The 17602-nt window shown below is 53.5% G+C and carries 13 protein-coding genes; 7 read left to right on the plus strand and 6 right to left on the minus strand.

Annotated elements, in window-relative coordinates; genetic code table 11:
* Positions 1 to 199: 199 nt before the first annotated feature.
* Positions 200 to 1705 (minus strand): L-arabinose isomerase, encoded by a 1506-nt coding sequence (araA, locus tag H0248_RS00835; protein WP_039315063.1) that lies wholly within the window; start codon positions 1703 to 1705, stop codon positions 200 to 202.
* Between the two features lie 36 nt (positions 1706 to 1741).
* A complete protein-coding gene (locus tag H0248_RS00840; protein ID WP_180784309.1) occupies positions 1742 to 3427 on the minus strand; it encodes a ribulokinase in 1686 nt (561 codons plus the stop codon).
* Between the two features lie 372 nt (positions 3428 to 3799).
* On the opposite strand from H0248_RS00840, the gene H0248_RS00845 reads away from it, so the two are divergent.
* The 6 genes from H0248_RS00845 (at position 3800) to H0248_RS00870 (ending at position 10675) form a co-directional block, all read left to right on the plus strand.
* On the plus strand, positions 3800 to 4783 hold the full coding sequence (locus tag H0248_RS00845) for an arabinose ABC transporter substrate-binding protein (RefSeq protein ID WP_039500945.1): 984 nt from the start codon (positions 3800 to 3802) through the stop codon (positions 4781 to 4783).
* 97 nt (positions 4784 to 4880) lie between these two features.
* Positions 4881 to 6404, plus strand: coding sequence for an L-arabinose ABC transporter ATP-binding protein AraG (gene araG / locus H0248_RS00850; RefSeq protein WP_180784310.1), 1524 nt, complete (start codon positions 4881 to 4883; stop codon positions 6402 to 6404).
* A gap of 18 nt (positions 6405 to 6422) precedes the next feature.
* A complete protein-coding gene (gene araH / locus H0248_RS00855) occupies positions 6423 to 7409 on the plus strand; it encodes an L-arabinose ABC transporter permease AraH (protein WP_180784311.1) in 987 nt (328 codons plus the stop codon).
* Between the two features lie 62 nt (positions 7410 to 7471).
* A complete protein-coding gene (araC, locus tag H0248_RS00860) occupies positions 7472 to 8404 on the plus strand; it encodes an arabinose operon transcriptional regulator AraC (protein WP_010275170.1) in 933 nt (310 codons plus the stop codon).
* A 114-nt stretch (positions 8405 to 8518) separates the two neighbouring features.
* Positions 8519 to 9565: an oxidoreductase gene (locus H0248_RS00865; protein WP_014915368.1), complete on the plus strand. Its 1047-nt coding sequence runs from the start codon at positions 8519 to 8521 to the stop codon at positions 9563 to 9565.
* A gap of 117 nt (positions 9566 to 9682) precedes the next feature.
* Positions 9683 to 10675, plus strand: coding sequence for a bile acid:sodium symporter family protein (locus H0248_RS00870; RefSeq protein ID WP_014915369.1), 993 nt, complete (start codon positions 9683 to 9685; stop codon positions 10673 to 10675).
* A gap of 188 nt (positions 10676 to 10863) precedes the next feature.
* Here H0248_RS00870 and add read toward each other — a convergent pair whose 3' ends face one another.
* From add to manA, 4 genes are all read right to left on the minus strand, one after another.
* Positions 10864 to 11880, minus strand: coding sequence for an adenosine deaminase (add, locus tag H0248_RS00875; RefSeq protein ID WP_180784312.1), 1017 nt, complete (start codon positions 11878 to 11880; stop codon positions 10864 to 10866).
* 121 nt (positions 11881 to 12001) lie between these two features.
* Positions 12002 to 12979: an arsenic resistance protein gene (locus H0248_RS00880; RefSeq protein ID WP_180784313.1), complete on the minus strand. Its 978-nt coding sequence runs from the start codon at positions 12977 to 12979 to the stop codon at positions 12002 to 12004.
* Between the two features lie 101 nt (positions 12980 to 13080).
* Entirely contained in the window at positions 13081 to 14640 is a 1560-nt protein-coding gene (locus H0248_RS00885; protein ID WP_180784314.1) for a YdgA family protein, read from the minus strand.
* An 88-nt stretch (positions 14641 to 14728) separates the two neighbouring features.
* A complete protein-coding gene (gene manA, locus H0248_RS00890) occupies positions 14729 to 15901 on the minus strand; it encodes a mannose-6-phosphate isomerase (protein ID WP_180784315.1) in 1173 nt (390 codons plus the stop codon).
* A gap of 240 nt (positions 15902 to 16141) precedes the next feature.
* Between manA and fumC the strand changes: the two genes are divergently transcribed.
* Positions 16142 to 17539 (plus strand): class II fumarate hydratase, encoded by a 1398-nt coding sequence (gene fumC, locus H0248_RS00895; RefSeq protein ID WP_180784316.1) that lies wholly within the window; start codon positions 16142 to 16144, stop codon positions 17537 to 17539.
* Positions 17540 to 17602 lie beyond the last annotated feature (63 nt).

A 17602-nucleotide genomic window follows, 5' to 3' on the forward strand; every position in this document is an offset into this window, starting at 1 on the left:
AAAGTACGCTTATTTTTCAATAACAAACAAATGAAAATGCAAAATAACGGATTGACAGAAAAAGGTTATGTGTTTCGGGCAATGTCGGGCGACAGGTCGATGGAAAATCAGAGTGTGGGGGGGGCCTATACGAATGCTGGCAAAGGGGCAGATTGTTCACGGACACCTATCCATAGACAACCGGCCCCAGAGATCGGACTTAGCGGCTACAAAGTTTGTAATACACCTCGTTCCAGCGCAGCGCATCTTTGAATTCGTGGAGTCGGGTTTCGTTGTCGATCACCAGCAGTTCAATATTCTGCATCTCGGCGTAGAGCCGCATGTGTTCGAGATCCAACGCCTGACTAAAGACGGTGTGGTGCGCACCGCCAGCCAGAATCCAGGCTTCGGCCGCCACTTCCAGCGACGGTTGGGCTTTCCAGATGGCGCGGGCAACCGGCAGTTTCGGCAACGGGCGCGGCTGTTCGATGGTATCGACTAGATTAACCAACATTCTGAAACGGTCGCCCATGTCGATCACGCTGGCGTTGAGGGACGGCCCAGCCGGCGTGGAGAAAATCAAACGGGCAGGATCGGCTTTGCCACCAATACCAAGGTATTGCGCATCCAGAATCGGTTTCTGTTCTTTCGCAATCGTTGGGCAGACTTCCAGCATGTGGGAGCCGACGACCAGATCGTTACCGTTCTGGAAGTTATAGGTGTAGTCCTCCATGAAGGACGTCCCGCCCGACAACCCGCCGGCCATCACTTTCATGATGCGCAGCAGCGCGGCCGTTTTCCAGTCGCCTTCGCCACCGAAGCCGTAGCCTTGCTGCATCAGGCGCTGCACCGCTAGTCCCGGCAGCTGTTTCAAACCGTACAGGTTTTCAAAATCGGTGGTGAACGCGTGATAACCGCCTTGTTCCAGAAAGCGTTTCATCCCGAGTTCAATCTGTGCCGCATCCAGCAGGTTCTGACGGTTCGCGCCGTTGAGTTTCACCGCGTCGGTTAACTGATAGCTGGCTTCGTACTCTTCGACCAGCGCATCGATATCGCCTTTGGATACAGCATCGACCACGGCGGTTAAATCGCCCAGCCCCCAGGCGCTGACGGAGTAGCCGAATTGGATCTGCGCGCCGACTTTATCGCCTTCGGTGACGGCGACTTCACGCATGTTGTCACCAAAGCGCGCAACCTTCAGCTGTTTGCTTTCCTGAATGGCGGCGGCAACCCGCATCCATTTGCCGATACGGGCATGGGCGTTCTTATCCTGCCAGTGGCCGACGACAACCTGATGCGCCTGCCGCATCCGGGCTCCGATGAAGCCAAATTCACGTCCGCCGTGCGCGGTCTGGTTCAGGTTCATGAAATCCATGTCCATGGTGTCCCACGGCACTTCGGCATTGAACTGGGTGTGGAATTGCAGCAGGGGTTTACTGAGTACGCTCAGGCCGCCAATCCACATTTTGGCCGGAGAGAAGGTATGCAGCCAGGTCAGCAGGCCGATACAGTTATCCTGATAGTTGGCATCGCGACACAGTGCCAGAATTTCGTCCGGTGTTTTCACCAGCGGTTTCAGTACCAGCTTAACGGGCAGGTTGGCCTGTTGATTCAATCCGGCGACGACTTTTTCCGCGTTCTCTTTTACCTGACGTAACGTTTCTGGCCCATAGAGGTGTTGACTACCGATGACGAACCAGACTTCAAGCTGCTTAAAATGATCCATGATGACTCCTGTAACGTGATCCCCAGAGGGATAAAATTAGTTTTTTGCCGTAGACGTTGGGCTATAGGCGTGTTCCGCGAGGCGGCACCACTGCTGATAGCGCTCATAAAGCTGCTGATAACGGGCGACGCGCTTGCTGTCTGGCATTAAGGTGCGCTCGATGCCGCTGGCCATATGCTGCTGTGCCGTTGGGATATCGCCGTGAACGCCAGCAGCGACGGCGGCAAAGATCGCCGCGCCGAGCGCACAGCACTGATCGGAAGCGACGATCTGCAAGGGACGATTCATCACGTCGGTACACACCTGCATGATGACAGGGGATTTCCGTGCGATACCGCCCAGCGCCAACACGTTCTCGACGGGAACACCCTGATCTTCAAAACATTCCATAATCGCGCGCGCGCCAAAGGCCGTCGCCGCAATAAAACCGCCGAACAGCGTGGGAGCATCGGTGCCCAGATTAAGACCGGTAATCACGCCTTTCAGGCGCTGATTGGCGAATGGCGTTCTGCGGCCGTTGAACCAGTCCAGCACGACAGGCAGGTGATCCAGCGTCGGGTTCTCCGCCCAGCGGTGCGTGAGTCGCTCCAGCAGTTTGCCTTCCATCGCCTGTAATGACGTTTTGAGTTCAGGATGATCTTTCGCTGCTTCCTGTAACGACCAGCTCAGCAGTCGCCCAAACCAGGCGTACATGTCGCCGAAGGCGGACTGCCCAGCTTCGAGGCCGATATAGCCGGGAACCACGCTGCCGTCGACCTGCCCGCAGATACCCGCGATGGTGCGATCGGCAATGCGCGCGTCGTCGGCGATCAGAATGTCGCAGGTGGACGTGCCAATCACTTTGACCAGCGTATACGGCTGTGCGCCTGCGCCGACGGTGCCGACGTGGCAGTCAAACGCGCCGCCCGAGAGGATGACCGTTTCGGGGATGCCGAGCCGCTGTGCCCACTCGGCGGTGATAGTGCCGACCGGTTGTTCGGCGGTCCAGGTATCGGTAAACAGTGGGTACTGTAATGTCTCCGTCAGGCAGGGATCGAGCGCGTGCAAGAAGTCTTTCGGCGGCAGTCCACCCCAGCTCGGATGCCAGAGTGATTTGTGTCCGGCGCTGCACCGTCCGCGGCGAATATCGGCGGGTGCCTGCGTACCGGAAAGCAGGGCGGGCACCCAATCGCACAGTTCGATCCAGGAAACGGCTGACTGACGCACCGCTGCGTCGGCACGGGAAACATGCAGGATTTTGGCCCAGAACCACTCGGACGAATAAACGCCGCCGATATAGCGGGTGTAATCCGGGAATTGGCCGCTCCGGCACAGCGCGTTGATGGCTTCCGCTTCTTCTATTGCGGTGTGGTCTTTCCACAGCACGAACATGGCATTGGGGTTGTCGGCAAATTCGGGGCGTAGGGCAAGGATCTGACCTTGCTCATCAATCGGTGCGGGGGTTGACCCAGTGGAGTCCACGCCAATACCGATGATGTTCTGCCGTTGTTCGTTCGTCAGGCGTGAAACGATGACCTTAACCGCCTGTTCCAGCGATTCAATATAGTCCAGTGGATGATGTCGGAACTGGTTGTTGGCAGGCTGACAATATTTCCCCTCGCGCCAGCGGGGGTAGTAGACCACTTCTGTTTCCAGCTCTTGCCCGCTTTGGCAGTCAACGGCTAAGGCGCGTACCGAATCACTGCCGAAGTCGAGACCAATCGTAATAGCGCCCGCACTCATGCTTTGCTCCTCATTAATCCCAGATCGTTGGTGTTTACGATGGCAGGGATAACGAGAGGCGGTGAGGATCGGTTAGCTGGAAGTATGTATTTTTCTGTCGCCAGCAGCCATTTTGTGAAGCCGGTCAAAGGTTAATGATTGGTTAAATTCGCTAAATGTATGCACAAACCTGTCATTGTTCCGGACTGTGATAAAGCTCTACATTCTTACCAGGAATAACGACTAAAACATAAAGCGTCTGAATGCTACTGAGTAAAGGAATGGTGCTAAGTCTGTGTTTTTCCTTTATCCAGACCGGAAATACCCTACCAGGAACTCGAACTCGTCTCAGCGTTGCTGACGAATGAAAAGATAATTACACCGGAGAACATCATGCATAAATTCACTAAGGCACTGGCAGCAATCGGGTTAGCTGCCGTTATGTCACAATCAGCTATGGCAGAGAACTTAAAGCTGGGCTTTCTGGTTAAACAGCCGGAAGAACCGTGGTTCCAGACGGAATGGAAGTTCGCTGATAAAGCAGGAAAAGACCTTGGTTTTGATGTGATAAAAATTGCGGTTCCCGATGGTGAAAAGACCCTGAACGCAATCGACAGTCTGGCAGCCAGTGGAGCGAAAGGCTTCGTTATCTGTACGCCGGATCCGAAGTTGGGGCCAGCCATTATGGCGAAAGCGCGCAGCTACGATCTGAAAGTGATCGCGGTTGATGACCAGTTTGTGAATGCCAAAGGTCAACCGATGGATACCGTGCCGTTGGTGATGATGGCGGCCACCAAAATTGGCGAGCGTCAGGGGCAGGAATTGTATAAAGAGATGACCAAACGCGGCTGGAAAGTAGAGGAAACCGCTGTGATGGCGATTACCGCTGATGAGCTGGATACCGCACGTCGCCGCACGACTGGCTCCATGGACGCGCTGAAAACCGCAGGATTCCCGGAAAAACAGATCTACAAAGTGCCAACCAAATCTAACGATATCCCCGGTGCATTTGACGCCGCTAACTCCATGCTGGTTCAGCATCCGGGCGTGAAAAACTGGCTGATTATCGGCATGAACGACAACACCGTGCTGGGTGGCGTGCGTGCAACGGAAGGTCAGGGCTTTAAAGCTGAAAACGTCATTGGTATCGGTATCAACGGCGTGGATGCGGTGAGCGAGCTGTCTAAAGGTCAGGCAACGGGCTTCTTTGGTTCACTGCTGCCGAGCCCGGATATCCACGGTTACAAGAGTATCCAGATGCTGAATGACTGGGTGACCAAAGGCGTTGAGCCGGAGAAATTCACCGAAGTGACCGACGTGGTGCTGATCACTCGTGACAACTTTAAGGTCGAACTGGAGAAAAAAGGCCTGATGTAATCACGCCTGATTTCGTAAAGACGCGGATAACGCCGGTCAGCATGACGCTGGTCGAGGTTATCCGCTTTTGACCCTGCATCGTTATGAGGAAACAGACATGACAGCACAGTCACCCTATTTGTCGTTTCATGGGATTGGTAAAGAATTTCCCGGTGTTAAGGCGCTTTCGGATATCAGTTTTTCCTGCCATGCCGGCCAGATCCATGCATTGATGGGGGAAAACGGGGCGGGCAAGTCGACGCTGTTAAAGATCCTGAGCGGTAACTATTCACCGTCAGCGGGCGAAATTCATATTCAGGGTAAACCTGTGCAGTTCAACAACACGATGGATGCCCTGAATGCGGGCGTTGCCATCATTTATCAGGAACTGCATCTGGTGCCGGAAATGACGGTCGCCGAGAACATCTACTTAGGTCAGTTGCCGCATAAATACGGCATGGTGAACTATTCGCTGCTGCGCTATGAAGCCAAACTTCAGTTGCAGCATTTGGGACTGGATATCGATCCTGATACCCCGCTGAAATACCTCTCTATCGGGCAGTGGCAGATGGTGGAAATCGCCAAGGCGCTTGCCCGTAACGCCAAGGTTATTGCTTTTGATGAGCCGACCAGTTCGCTATCTGCCCGTGAAATCGAGCAGCTTTTCCGTGTGATTAAGGAATTGCGCAGTGAAGGCCGGGTCATTTTGTATGTTTCGCACCGGATGGAAGAAATTTTTGCGCTGAGCGATGCCATTACCGTGTTTAAAGATGGCCGCTACGTGCGCACGTTTGACGATATGCAGCAGGTGAACCATGAGTCGCTGGTACAGGCGATGGTAGGGCGTAACCTGGGGGATATCTATGGCTATACGCCGCGTCCGCACGGCGAAGAACGTCTGACGCTGAAAGACGTAAAAGCGCCGGGCGTGAAATCCACGGTTTCCCTGAACGTGAAGCAGGGGGAAATTGTCGGGCTATTTGGTCTGGTGGGGGCTGGTCGCAGCGAACTGATGAAAGGGTTGTTTGGCGCGACCAAAATCACCAGTGGTCAGGTGTTGCTGGATGGCGAACCGCTGGTGGTGAATTCTCCCATCGATGCGATTCGTCAGGGCGTGATGCTTTGCCCGGAGGATCGCAAGGCGGACGGCATCATTCCGGTGCACTCAGTACGCGACAACATCAATATCAGCGCAAGGCGTAAGAGCCTGAAAGCCGGTTTTATTATTAATAATCAGTGGGAAGCGGATAACGCCTCGAAGCGCATTGCGGCGTTGAATATCAAAACGCCGTCCGATGAACAGCTGATTATGAATCTTTCCGGGGGAAACCAGCAGAAAGCCATTCTTGGCCGCTGGCTGTCCGAAGAGATGAAGGTCATTTTGCTCGATGAACCTACGCGCGGCATCGACGTCGGCGCGAAGCACGAAATTTATCATGTCATCTATGAACTGGCGAATCAGGGGATCGCGGTGCTGTTTGCCTCCAGCGATTTACCAGAAGTGCTTGGGCTGGCCGACCGGATTATCGTCATGCGCGAAGGAGCCGTCTCTGGCGAACTGCTGCATACCGATGCCACAGAGCAGAAGGTGCTCAGTCTGGCTATGTTACGAACCCCCGATATCGAATCTGCGGTTGCCTGACCGCGAAGGAGCAAAATAATGTCAACGGTTACGTCTACAACCTCAGAAAAGAAGAAAAGCGGTATGGGATTGTCCCGCATTTGGGATAACTACGGCATGCTGGTGGTGTTTGCCGTGCTGTTTCTTGGCTGTGCGATTTTCGTCCCGAACTTCGCGACGTTTATCAATATGAAAGGGCTGGGGCTGGCGATCTCCATGTCCGGTATGGTGGCCTGTGGGATGCTGTTCTGTCTGGCTTCCGGTGACTTTGACCTGTCGGTCGCGTCAATCATCGCCTGTGCCGGTGTGGCGACGGCGGTGGTGATTAATATCAGTGAAAGCCTGTGGATCGGCGTCGGCGCGGGTCTGCTGCTAGGTGTGGCTTTCGGTCTGCTTAACGGTTTCGTGATTGCCCGCTTGAAGATTAACGCGCTGATCACCACGCTGGCAACGATGCAGATTGCGCGCGGTCTGGCGTACATCATTTCCGATGGTAAAGCGGTAGGGATTGAAGATGAACGCTTCTTCGAACTGGGCTATGCCAACTGGCTGGGCTTGCCGGCGCCAATCTGGATCACCATCGGCTGTATGATTCTGTTTGGTCTGCTGCTGAATAAAACCACCTTTGGCCGCAATACGCTGGCGATTGGCGGTAATGAAGAGGCTGCGCGTCTGGCCGGGGTGCCGGTCGTGCGTACCAAAATCATCATTTTCGCCTTGTCCGGTCTGGTATCGGCAGCTGCCGGGATCATTCTGGCATCGCGTATGACCAGCGGCCAACCGATGACCTCCATCGGGTATGAGCTGATCGTGATTTCTGCCTGTGTGCTGGGCGGTGTGTCGCTGAAAGGCGGGATCGGTAAAATTTCTTACGTGGTGGCCGGCGTGCTGATTTTGGGTACGGTGGAGAACGCGATGAACCTGCTGAACATCTCTCCGTTTGCCCAGTATGTGGTGCGCGGCCTGATTCTGCTGGCAGCGGTTATCTTCGACCGCTACAAACAGCTGGCGAAGAAAACGGTATAAATGCCCGAGCGGCAGGTAAAAGCCTGCCGCTTTCTCTCTTACTAGCGTGTACCGGAGGCTCGATGTATCACCGTATGGCGCATGAATCTCAGCCTAATCCGCTGCTGCCGGGATATTCGTTCAACGCTTATCTTGTGGCTGGCCTGACGCCGATTTTGGCAGAAGGGCCGCTCGACTTCTTTATCGATCGTCCCGATGGAATGAAAGGCTACATTATTAACCTCACCATGAAAGGACAGGGGCAGGTCTTTGATGGCGATGAGACCTTTTTCTGTAATCCCGGTGACCTGCTGTTGTTCCCGCCGAAATCGAAGCATTTTTATGGCCGTTCGCCGAGCAGCGACTGCTGGTATCACCGCTGGGTCTATTTTCGCCCGCGCGCCTACTGGGCGGATTGGCTGGAATGGCATACCAAAAGCAGCGGCATTGGTCGCATGAGTCTGCCGAATAACCAACTGCTGCTGGAATTTGACAGGCTGTTTGCCAATATCGAGCAGACGCAGCGTTCTGGGCGTCGTTTTTCGGAAGAACTGGGTATGAATCTGCTGGAGCGTCTGCTGCTCCGCGCGATGGAAGAAGATCCACAGAGCCCGCAGAAAATCATGGATCCGCGTGTGATAGAAGCCTGCCAGTTTATTACCAGCAATCTGGCCGGAGAACTGCGTATTGACGAAGTCGCGCGGCACGTTTGTCTGTCACCGTCGCGGCTGGCGCATTTGTTCCGTGAACAGGTGGGCATTAATATTTTGCGCTGGCGTGAAGATCAGCGTGTGATTCGCGCCAAACTGTTATTGCAGACGACGCAGGAATCTATCGCCAACATTGGTCGCGTGGTGGGGTATGACGATCAACTGTATTTCTCACGCGTGTTCCGTAAGCGGGTCGGCGTCAGCCCCAGCGATTTCCGACGCCGCAGCAGTGAAATCAACTATCCGGCAGCCAAAACGCTGCCCGTGGCGTGGGGAGAACGGATGCCCAGCGCCGTGAGCGGCTAACGAACGAAAACGAATCAGATTCCCCTGGCTATTATCCCTCTCTGCAATCTGGCGGATGACGGGTATATACTGAGTGAGAAATCACAAAGTCAAAATAAGCTAAGGGGAATCGTCATGAGTGAGACCGTTCGTGTTGGGCTGCTGGGCTATGGCTATGCCAGTAAGACATTCCACGCGCCGTTGATTGCAGGTACGACGGGTATGGAGCTGGTGGCTGTGTCCAGCAGCAGTGCTGAAAAAGTGCATGCGGATTGGGCAAATCTGCGAGTAGAGAAAGATCCTCAGGCGTTATTTAACGATCCCGATATTGACCTCATTGTTATTCCTACCCCCAATGACACGCACTTTCCGCTGGCGAAACAGGCGCTGGAAGCGGGCAAGCATGTCGTTGTCGATAAACCGTTTACGGTGACGTTGTCACAAGCATACGACTTGGGCGCTATAGCCGACCGTGTCGGAAAAATGCTTTCTGTTTTCCATAACCGCCGTTGGGACAGCGATTTTCTGACGCTGAAACAGCTGCTGGCGGCGGGAACGTTAGGAAATGTGGTGTATATGGAATCGCATTTCGATCGCTTCCGTCCCGAGGTTCGCCAGCGCTGGCGTGAAGACGGCAGCGAAGGCAGCGGGATTTGGTACGATCTGGGGCCGCACTTGCTGGATCAAGCACTGGAGCTGTTTGGTTTACCGGTGGCGATTCAGGTCGATATGGCACGGTTGAGGCCTGGCAGTAAGGCGATTGATTATTTCCACGCGACGCTGATTTACCCACAACGCCGGGTTGTCCTGCACGCCAGCATGCTGGTGGCGGCGGCGTCTGCCCGCTATATCGTGCATGGCACACGCGGCAGCTTTGTAAAATACGGTCTTGACCCACAGGAAGATCGCCTGAAAGCGGGTGAACGTCCACCGCTGGCCGATTGGGGTCAGGATAAACACGATGGCGTGTTGACACTGTCTCGCGATGGCATCACGGCAGAGCAAACGATCGCCACGATTCCGGGTAATTATCCGGCTTACTACGCGGCAGTGCGCGATGCGCTGACGGGTAAAGGCGAAAACCCCGTCAGCGTGCATCAGGCGATTCAGGTGATGGAACTGATCGAGCTCGGGTTGCTTTCCCACGAGCAGAAAAAAGCCGTCACGGTGAAAAATAGCTAGATTTACCGCGTTTTATTCCAGATAGTTAATGGTTTGTTTAAACAGGCGATCTTAGGATCGCCCGTCTTGTTAGCGTGTTCATTCGGCTGATAACAAGCCAGGGGAAAGGTGTCGTGCATGGGGTGGTTACAACGGTTACGTATTGATAAATTCTTATTGGTTCTGATTTTGGTGGTGGTGACGGCGTCGGTTCTTCCTGCTGAAGGCTCCGTGAAGGTTTTCTTTGAGCGCCTGACCACGGCGGCGATTGCTCTGCTGTTCTTTATGCACGGCGCGAAGCTATCGCGTGAAGCGATTAGTGCGGGTATGGGACACTGGCGTTTGCATCTGGTGGTGTTTGCCAGCACGTTTATTCTGTTTCCGCTGCTGGGAATCGGTATGAGTCTGCTGTCGCCAGTGGTGCTGACGCCGACCTTGTATCTCGGTTTCCTCTATCTGTGTGCGCTACCCGCGACAGTGCAGTCGGCGATTGCTTATACCTCAATGGCCGGTGGTAACGTGGCGGCGGCGATTTGTAGTGCCTCGGCATCCAGTATTTTGGGCGTGTTTCTCTCGCCGATTCTGGTCGGTTTGCTGATGCACACGCAAGGGGGAGAAACGGATACACTGCACGCAATTGGTTCTATTATCATGCAGCTAATGGTGCCTTTCGTGATTGGTCATCTGTCTCGCCCGCTGATTGCCAAGTGGGTTGAGCGTAACCGTAAGCTGATTAATATTACTGACCGGTCATCAATTCTTTTGGTGGTGTATGTCGCTTTCAGCGAGGCGGTTGTGCAGGGGATTTGGGGACAGATCAACGTCTGGTCATTGCTGGCCGTCGTCGGTTGTTCGATTGTGCTGCTAGCGATTGTGCTGGTGGTGAATACGCTGGTTGCTCGGAAGATGGGCTTTAATACCGCCGATGAAATCACCATCGTATTCTGCGGTTCGAAGAAGAGCCTAGCGAATGGGATCCCGATGGCAAACGTGCTATTTCCTGCCGCCGCTGTCGGTGCGATGGTACTGCCGCTGATGATTTTCCACCAAATTCAACTGATGGTCTGCGCTGCGCTGGCTCAGCGCTATGCTAAGCGGATAAACAAGGAACAGGATACGCCTCGTCAGTAAGCGATTATCGGTCTCTCGCATCATGCAAAACGCCCTTGGTCTTACACAGGCCGAGGGCGTTGTTATTTGTAATAAATACTTGTAACTACATGGAAAAAAAGAAATTGTGTCGTTGTTTGACCGTTGGAATACATTGCTGCAAACGGCTAACAAAAGTTAGCCGTTTTTCGTGTGCGGGCTGACCCAACTTATTGAATTGCACCGCGCTTGCGCAGAACCTTTTCACGTAACAGCTGCTTTTCCTGCTCGCTGATAAACGCAATATTCAGGCCGTTTTCCTGTGCTTTGCGGGTTTCTACCGCCGTCAGGCCAGCTAGCGGGGCCGCAACCTCATATTCGTGACGGATCTCTATGCCCTGAACCGCAGGATCGTCCGTGTTGATGGTGGCGGGGATTTCATAGCGCAGGAAGTGAATCAGCGGATGTTTATCCAGTGATTCCACGGTGCTGGTTTGAATGTTAGAGGTCAGACAGGATTCGATGCCGATGCCATGCTCCGCCATGTGTGTCATCAGATGCGGATCGATAATCGCGGTTACGCCATGCCCGATGCGCTCTGCACCCAGATGGTTAATCGCCTGCCAGATACTTTCCGGCCCGGCCGCTTCACCCGCGTGAACCGTAATGCGCCAGCCAGCATCGCGAGCTTGTCGGAAATGAGAAGTAAATTGAGCACCTGGGTAACCCAATTCATCACCGGCCAGATCGAGCGCAACGATGCGATCGCGCTGGGATAGCAGGGCGTCCAGTTCTTGCTGGCAGGCCTCGGTGCCGAAGGTCCGACTCATGATGCCAATCAGACGGATATCGGTATCGAAATCACGGCAGCCTGCGGTAATGCCGTCGATCACTGCCTCAACAACACCAGCAATCGGCAGTTTATGATTCATCGCCATATAGTAGGGAGAGAAACGCAGTTCTGCATAATCCAGCCCGGCTTTCATGGCATCTTCAACGTTCTCGTAAGCCACGCGGCGGCAGGCATCCAGTGAGCCAAGTACGGCCACGCCCCAGTCGAGCTTTTGTAAAAAGCTCAGTAAGTCAGGTTCGTTTTTGGTGACCTGAACGTGAGGACGGAGCGCGTCAAGATCGCTGGCGGGTAACGCGATATTGTACTGGTGACCTAGATCCAGAATAGTCTGGGCGCGGATATTACCATCTAAATGGCGGTGGATATCCGTCAACGGCAGGAGTGAATCAATCATAATGTTATTGTCTGATTACTGTTTTTCATACGACAAAGTATAAAAAGAAATCGAGGTAAATAGCCAACAGTTAGCGCCAAAACTCCACTATTCTGAACAATCATTAAGCAAAAACAACCTGTTACTGCTTTTCCTGACCCGTAGCACGGGCGTTCAACTTAGGAATAGCTCGGATATAAATGAGCTCGCTGATCAATTCTACTAACGTTTGGCTGACGATAACGGCCGGAAGTAGCGGCAGTGCGCCGGGTATTGCCAACGCCAGCGGCAGAATAACCAGCGAATTTCTCGTGCTGGCGCTAAAGGCCACAGCGCGCCCGCCCGCCGAATCCAACCGGAACAGTTGGCTAGTGAACCAGCCGAGCTGCGGGGCCAGTAGCGCGAAGAGCACATAAAATGGCACCGCGAGTAATACCGACGCCCAAGTGGTGCGCAGTTGGGGAATGACCGCCGTAACGACGATAAACAGCACCAGAGCGGTAGCCGGAACGGGAAGATAGCTCAATGCATCCGAAAAGGTTGCTATCGTGCGCCGCCGCGCCGCTAGCCATTGCAGAAGCGCGGCCAGGGCTAAAGGCACGGCAATCAACCAGATAAACGCATCGATAAAGGGCGCGAAGACGATAAGCCCAGAGGCGTCCTGACCGAGAAATAACGTCAGGTAGAAGGGCAATGCCAACATTTGCAGTATCAATAAAATAGGCGTGGCGGCCAACAGGCGTGTGGCATCTGCGCGTCCCAGATGCGCGAATGTCACCACGTAGTCAATACAGGGGGCGAGTAGCACCAATATAATGCCTAGCTTCACCAGCGGTTCGACGGGGAGAAAGGGCAACAGCGCCGCGACCAGTAAAGGAATCACGATGAAGTTAGCAGTAAGCAACGCGCCGATGAATCTGACCTGAGTGAGGCTTTTTCCGATTGTGGTCAGCGGCACTTGTAGGAACGTGACAAACAGCATCAGCGCCAGCGCCGGATTAATCACGACATCCAGTTGCTCCGTTCCCGGCACCACAAGGGCTGTTGCCACTGCCGCTATCAGGGCAACAAAATAGATCGCAGCCTGATGGGCTTCCATGAAGGGTTTCAACGCGGACATGGTGTCATCTCAATGGAAAGCAGAAAGTGTAGGGCAGAAAAAACGGCGGCTGCAAATGCGGCCACCGTGTGTTTTAGCACCTAATGTTACGATGTGTTGGCTTACTGTACCGGTGGTGTGACGGGTTCTTCCTGTGCACCGGGCTGAGACTCTTCACCTTCTTCCGTTGGAACGGAGAAATACGGCGCGATGAAATCGGCTAGCGATATTTTGTTGCCGTTGAAATCAATTTGGCCATCAGCATAGTGTAGCGAGCTGGTAATCGCGTTGTCTTTTGTGACGCTAAACTGATTCATCTGGCCGATGTCTGCCATCATTTTCGCTTGCTGCTGTGCCATTTCTGTCGCCTGCTTTTGCTCTTCATCGTTGGCCGGCTTTGGCCCCGCCTGCACCATTAATTCCGCCAGCATATCCAGCGGTACATTGAGCTTGGCATCGAGTTTTTTCACCGACTGACGAATGATTTTTTCTTCATCTGACAGGGTGGCATCGTTTGCTTTATCCGTGCTCTGTAATGGATCGGTTAAATCCAGCGCCAGCGTGAACGTGCCTTCACCTTTGCTGTTTTTCCAACTGATCGGTGAAATAGCAATGCTTGGGTTGCCTTTCAACAGCTGCGGCAGGTATTGCAGAACCGACATGGCGACTTCGTGCTGATAAGTATCGGGATCCATTGCGGCTGGATCCTGCAACAGTTTCTGCACTTTTTCCTTATAGGCGGTGAAGAACTGTTTGGTAGCTGCACCGTCAAGCTGTGAGATAGACATATTCACATTGCCCGATCCCAGGTTGCGGTCGCCGATAACTAACGAGCCCAGCGTCACGGCCAGTTTGCCTGCCAGATTTTTGTCATCTTCCGTTGCGCTGCTTTGCAAAGAGAAGTCGTTCAAGGTAACCGGCTCTCCGCCTTCTACGGTAAACGTCATCGCTTTAAAGGACAGGTTACCATCACCTAAATCAAGATCGAATTTGCCTTTTTGATTGGTTCCCTTGATCGAGAAATCGGTGAGATCGACGTTCTCTGTTTGACCCCAGGCATTTTTTCTTTCCATCTTCACGCTGCTGATGGTGGTATCCAGCTTGCTGCTGCGCAGATCGTGCCCAATATCCACCAAGGCTTCCGCACCGCTGAAGGAAAATTTCTGTTCTGGCGATTGATGGTCGATAGGGGCTAGCGTAACGAGTGATTGCGTATCACCGCTGTAAGCAACGCGAGTTTCGGCCGTAAAGAACGGCTTATCTTTCGTCAACTCAAACCAAGCTTTGACGGCAGGGGTGTTGGCCAACTCGGTATGGACAGACGCCATTGCAGGGACGAGGTTGAACGTCTTAAGCTGTGCCAGCGGGAATGGCCCGTGAGACACGGTTTCGTTGAAGACCAGTTCTTCACCGGGCGCAAGGATCTTCGTGCCTTCTGCTGTGCCTATCGAACCATCCGCTTGCAGCACATAGGATAGCGTGCTGCTGAATACGCCGCCCTTATAGTCGCGATAGACCACTTTCAGGCCCGCGTTCGGGTAGGCTTGCTTGAGCTTGGTATTCAGCGTATCGGTAAAGCCATCAATTTGCTGAGCCATCTGCTTGCCGGTGTACCAGGATGCGCCGGTCCAGACAGCACCCAGAGCAACAATAACGCCCACGGCGACTAACGACTTCTTCATTTTTATTCATCCTTTAGTAAAAAAATGCGCGTTTTCAACGCGAAACGCTGGCAACTTACCCGTAGGTAACCGCAGCGTATGGAACAAGTTATCGGTTAAATACGCGAGCGAGACGCCCCTGTCCCTCAACCGTTATCGGTGATTCACTGGCGGAAATGAAGCAGGATTCTCCCGGACGTAGCGAGAGCCGCTGCTCATTTTTTTGCAGGACGGCGTGGCCGTCAATACAAAATACAATGGCGGCACTATTCTGACTGAGCGTCTGCGGGCTCTGGCTCAGTTCGTGCAGAGAAAAAGCGAAATCTTCAACAGGAATAGGGAAACTGAGTTCGTTACCCTGTCGGTGTGGCGTCGTCAGCAACTGGTTTGCTGGTTTGGCTTCGAACACGACATTATCCAGCAATTCTGGAATATCAATGTATTTCGGTGTTAGCCCGGCACGCAGCACGTTGTCTGAGTTCGCCATGACTTCTAATGCCACGCCTTTCAGATAAGCATGCGGTGTTTGCGCAAACAGGAACATGGCTTCGCCGGGTTGGAGCGTAATGACGTTCAGCAACAGCGGAGAGAACAATCCGCTGTCGTCGGAATAGTATTGTGTGATCGCGCGGATGGTCGCCCACGGTTCGTCATTTTGACTATTTAGCGCGGCCTTCAAGACGCCGAGCGCCCGCGATTTTTGCTCACCTTCCATACTCAGCAGGTTTGTGAACAGCATGGCGAGATTCTTCGCATCGGGCTGTTGTAAAAACGCGGAGATGGACGGATGTGCGCTGGCAACTGGCTCCAGCAACTGCACAATTTCAGATAATTCTCGGAACCCATTCATGGCCTGAAAGGGCGTTAATGCGTAGACCAATTCCGGTTTGTGATTGGCATCTTTGTAGTTTCTTTCGGCCGCATCGAGCGGGATGCCCGCGGCATTCTCTTTCGCAAAGCCTTGTTCTGCCGACGATTTACTGGGGTGAACCTGAATGGAAAGTGGCTGTTCCGCACACAATACCTTGAACAAAAAGGGCAATTCGCCAAAACGTTGTGCGATCGTTGCGCCAAGATGGGTAGTCGAGTCTTCAGCAATCACTTCTCGCAGGCTGCGGGTGTTGCCTTTTTCATCAATAATCGCCGAACTGCTTTTAGGATGGGCACCCATCCAAAGTTCCGCCATCGGTAAATTATTAGGGTTATCAATGCCATATAGCTCAGTTAAGGCGTGTTTGCTGCCCCAGGCGTAGTGCTGGACGCAATTGAGCATTTTTTGCATATTGGCTCCCTGCTATTACATTAATTGTTAATTTCTGTGATGCTGACTGTTAATTACTTGAGTGATTATGAATACACTGCATCTTCTTCGCTTCATGGTAATGTTTTATGTAGCGCGATGCCAGACAGTGTTAGTAGACCAATAAGCGTGATAAGGCCAGTGAGTGTGATCCAGAATAGGCCCAGCGATGTGATTCAATGTCTTCTACTAGTTGAATGGGTGTTTTAAGGAGGAAAGGTAATGAGCACGACGCGTAGTGAAAAAGACTCAATGGGACCGATTGATGTGCCTGCTGAACGGTTATGGGGCGCACAGACACAGCGATCGCTGGAACACTTCCGTATTTCTGAAGAGAAAATGCCTCGCGCGCTGATTTATGCACTGGCGCAAACCAAGCGCGCGGCAGCCCGCGTCAACATGGATCTCACGCTTCTGCCTAACGATCGGGGAAATGCGATTATTCAGGCGGCGGACGAAGTGTTGGCTGGCCAGCATGCTGGGGAATTCCCGTTAGCGATCTGGCAGACGGGGTCTGGCACGCAAAGCAATATGAATATGAACGAGGTGTTGGCTAACCGCGCCAGTGAACTGCTGGGGGGAGAGCGGGGCAACAATCGTCTGGTTCATCCGAATGACGATGTCAACAAAAGTCAGAGTTCCAACGACGTCTTCCCGACGGCGATGCATGTCGCCGCTGTTGTCGCGATCAACGAACACCTGATTCCTGAATTGAAAGCGTTACACGCCACGCTGGCGTCCAAGGCGGAGCAGTTTAAGGATATCGTCAAGATCGGCCGTACGCATTTACAGGATGCCACACCGCTGACGCTGGGGCAGGAAATTTCCGGCTGGGCCGCGATGTTGCAGCATAACCTTAAGCATATCGAAAACAGCGTGCCACACATTTGTGAGCTGGCGCTGGGCGGTACTGCGGTCGGAACAGGGCTAAACACGCATCCCGAATACGCGGTGCGCGTGGCAGCAGAACTGGCGAAACTGACCGGTCAACCGTTTGTGACCTCGCCGAATAAATTCGAAGCGCTGGCGACCTGTGATGCATTGGTTCACGGGCACGGTGCCTTGAAGGGGCTGGCGGCATCGTTAATGAAGATTGCCAATGATGTGCGCTGGCTGGCATCCGGCCCGCGCTGTGGTATCGGCGAACTGAGCATTCCTGAAAACGAGCCGGGTAGCTCCATCATGCCAGGCAAGGTCAACCCGACTCAGTGTGAAGCGCTGACGATGCTGTGCTGCCAGGTGATGGGCAACGATGTCGCCGTGAATATCGGCGGGGCGTCCGGTAATTTTGAGCTGAACGTCTATCGTCCCATGGTGATTCATAACTTCCTGCAGTCGATTCGCCTGCTGGCTGATGGCATGAAGAGCTTCGATGAGCACTGTGCGGTGGGGATCGAGCCGAATCGCGATCGCATCAATCAGTTGCTGAACGAATCGCTGATGCTGGTGACGGCGCTGAACACGCACATCGGCTATGACAAAGCGGCAGAAATTGCCAAAAAAGCGCACAAAGAAGGGCTGACGCTGAAGGCAGCTGCGCTCAAACTGAACTACCTAACCGAAGCACAGTTTGATGAGTGGGTTCGACCGGAAGAGATGGTCGGTAGCCTGAAAAAGTAATGGCGCGATAGTCCGCATTTTATTCTGTAGCCTGCCGGTGTTTACCCGCAGGCTTTTTCTTTT

This window comes from Pectobacterium brasiliense (assembly GCF_013449685.1).
GTDB classification, from domain to species: domain Bacteria; phylum Pseudomonadota; class Gammaproteobacteria; order Enterobacterales; family Enterobacteriaceae; genus Pectobacterium; species Pectobacterium brasiliense_A.

What these genes read in the sequence shown, in the direction of transcription:
- H0248_RS00840 (WP_180784309.1), bottom strand. Translation starts at nt 3,427, where the DNA reads ATGAGTGCGGGCGCTATTACGATTGGTCTCGACTTCGGCAGTGATTCG.
- H0248_RS00870 (WP_014915369.1), top strand. Translation starts at nt 9,683, where the DNA reads ATGGGGTGGTTACAACGGTTACGTATTGATAAATTCTTATTGGTTCTG.
- araG (WP_180784310.1), top strand. Translation starts at nt 4,881, where the DNA reads ATGACAGCACAGTCACCCTATTTGTCGTTTCATGGGATTGGTAAAGAA.
- H0248_RS00845 (WP_039500945.1), top strand. Translation starts at nt 3,800, where the DNA reads ATGCATAAATTCACTAAGGCACTGGCAGCAATCGGGTTAGCTGCCGTT.
- araH (WP_180784311.1), top strand. Translation starts at nt 6,423, where the DNA reads ATGTCAACGGTTACGTCTACAACCTCAGAAAAGAAGAAAAGCGGTATG.
- araA (WP_039315063.1), bottom strand. Translation starts at nt 1,705, where the DNA reads ATGGATCATTTTAAGCAGCTTGAAGTCTGGTTCGTCATCGGTAGTCAA.
- araC (WP_010275170.1), top strand. Translation starts at nt 7,472, where the DNA reads ATGTATCACCGTATGGCGCATGAATCTCAGCCTAATCCGCTGCTGCCG.
- H0248_RS00885 (WP_180784314.1), bottom strand. Translation starts at nt 14,640, where the DNA reads ATGAAGAAGTCGTTAGTCGCCGTGGGCGTTATTGTTGCTCTGGGTGCT.
- manA (WP_180784315.1), bottom strand. Translation starts at nt 15,901, where the DNA reads ATGCAAAAAATGCTCAATTGCGTCCAGCACTACGCCTGGGGCAGCAAA.
- H0248_RS00865 (WP_014915368.1), top strand. Translation starts at nt 8,519, where the DNA reads ATGAGTGAGACCGTTCGTGTTGGGCTGCTGGGCTATGGCTATGCCAGT.
- H0248_RS00880 (WP_180784313.1), bottom strand. Translation starts at nt 12,979, where the DNA reads ATGTCCGCGTTGAAACCCTTCATGGAAGCCCATCAGGCTGCGATCTAT.
- add (WP_180784312.1), bottom strand. Translation starts at nt 11,880, where the DNA reads ATGATTGATTCACTCCTGCCGTTGACGGATATCCACCGCCATTTAGAT.
- fumC (WP_180784316.1), top strand. Translation starts at nt 16,142, where the DNA reads ATGAGCACGACGCGTAGTGAAAAAGACTCAATGGGACCGATTGATGTG.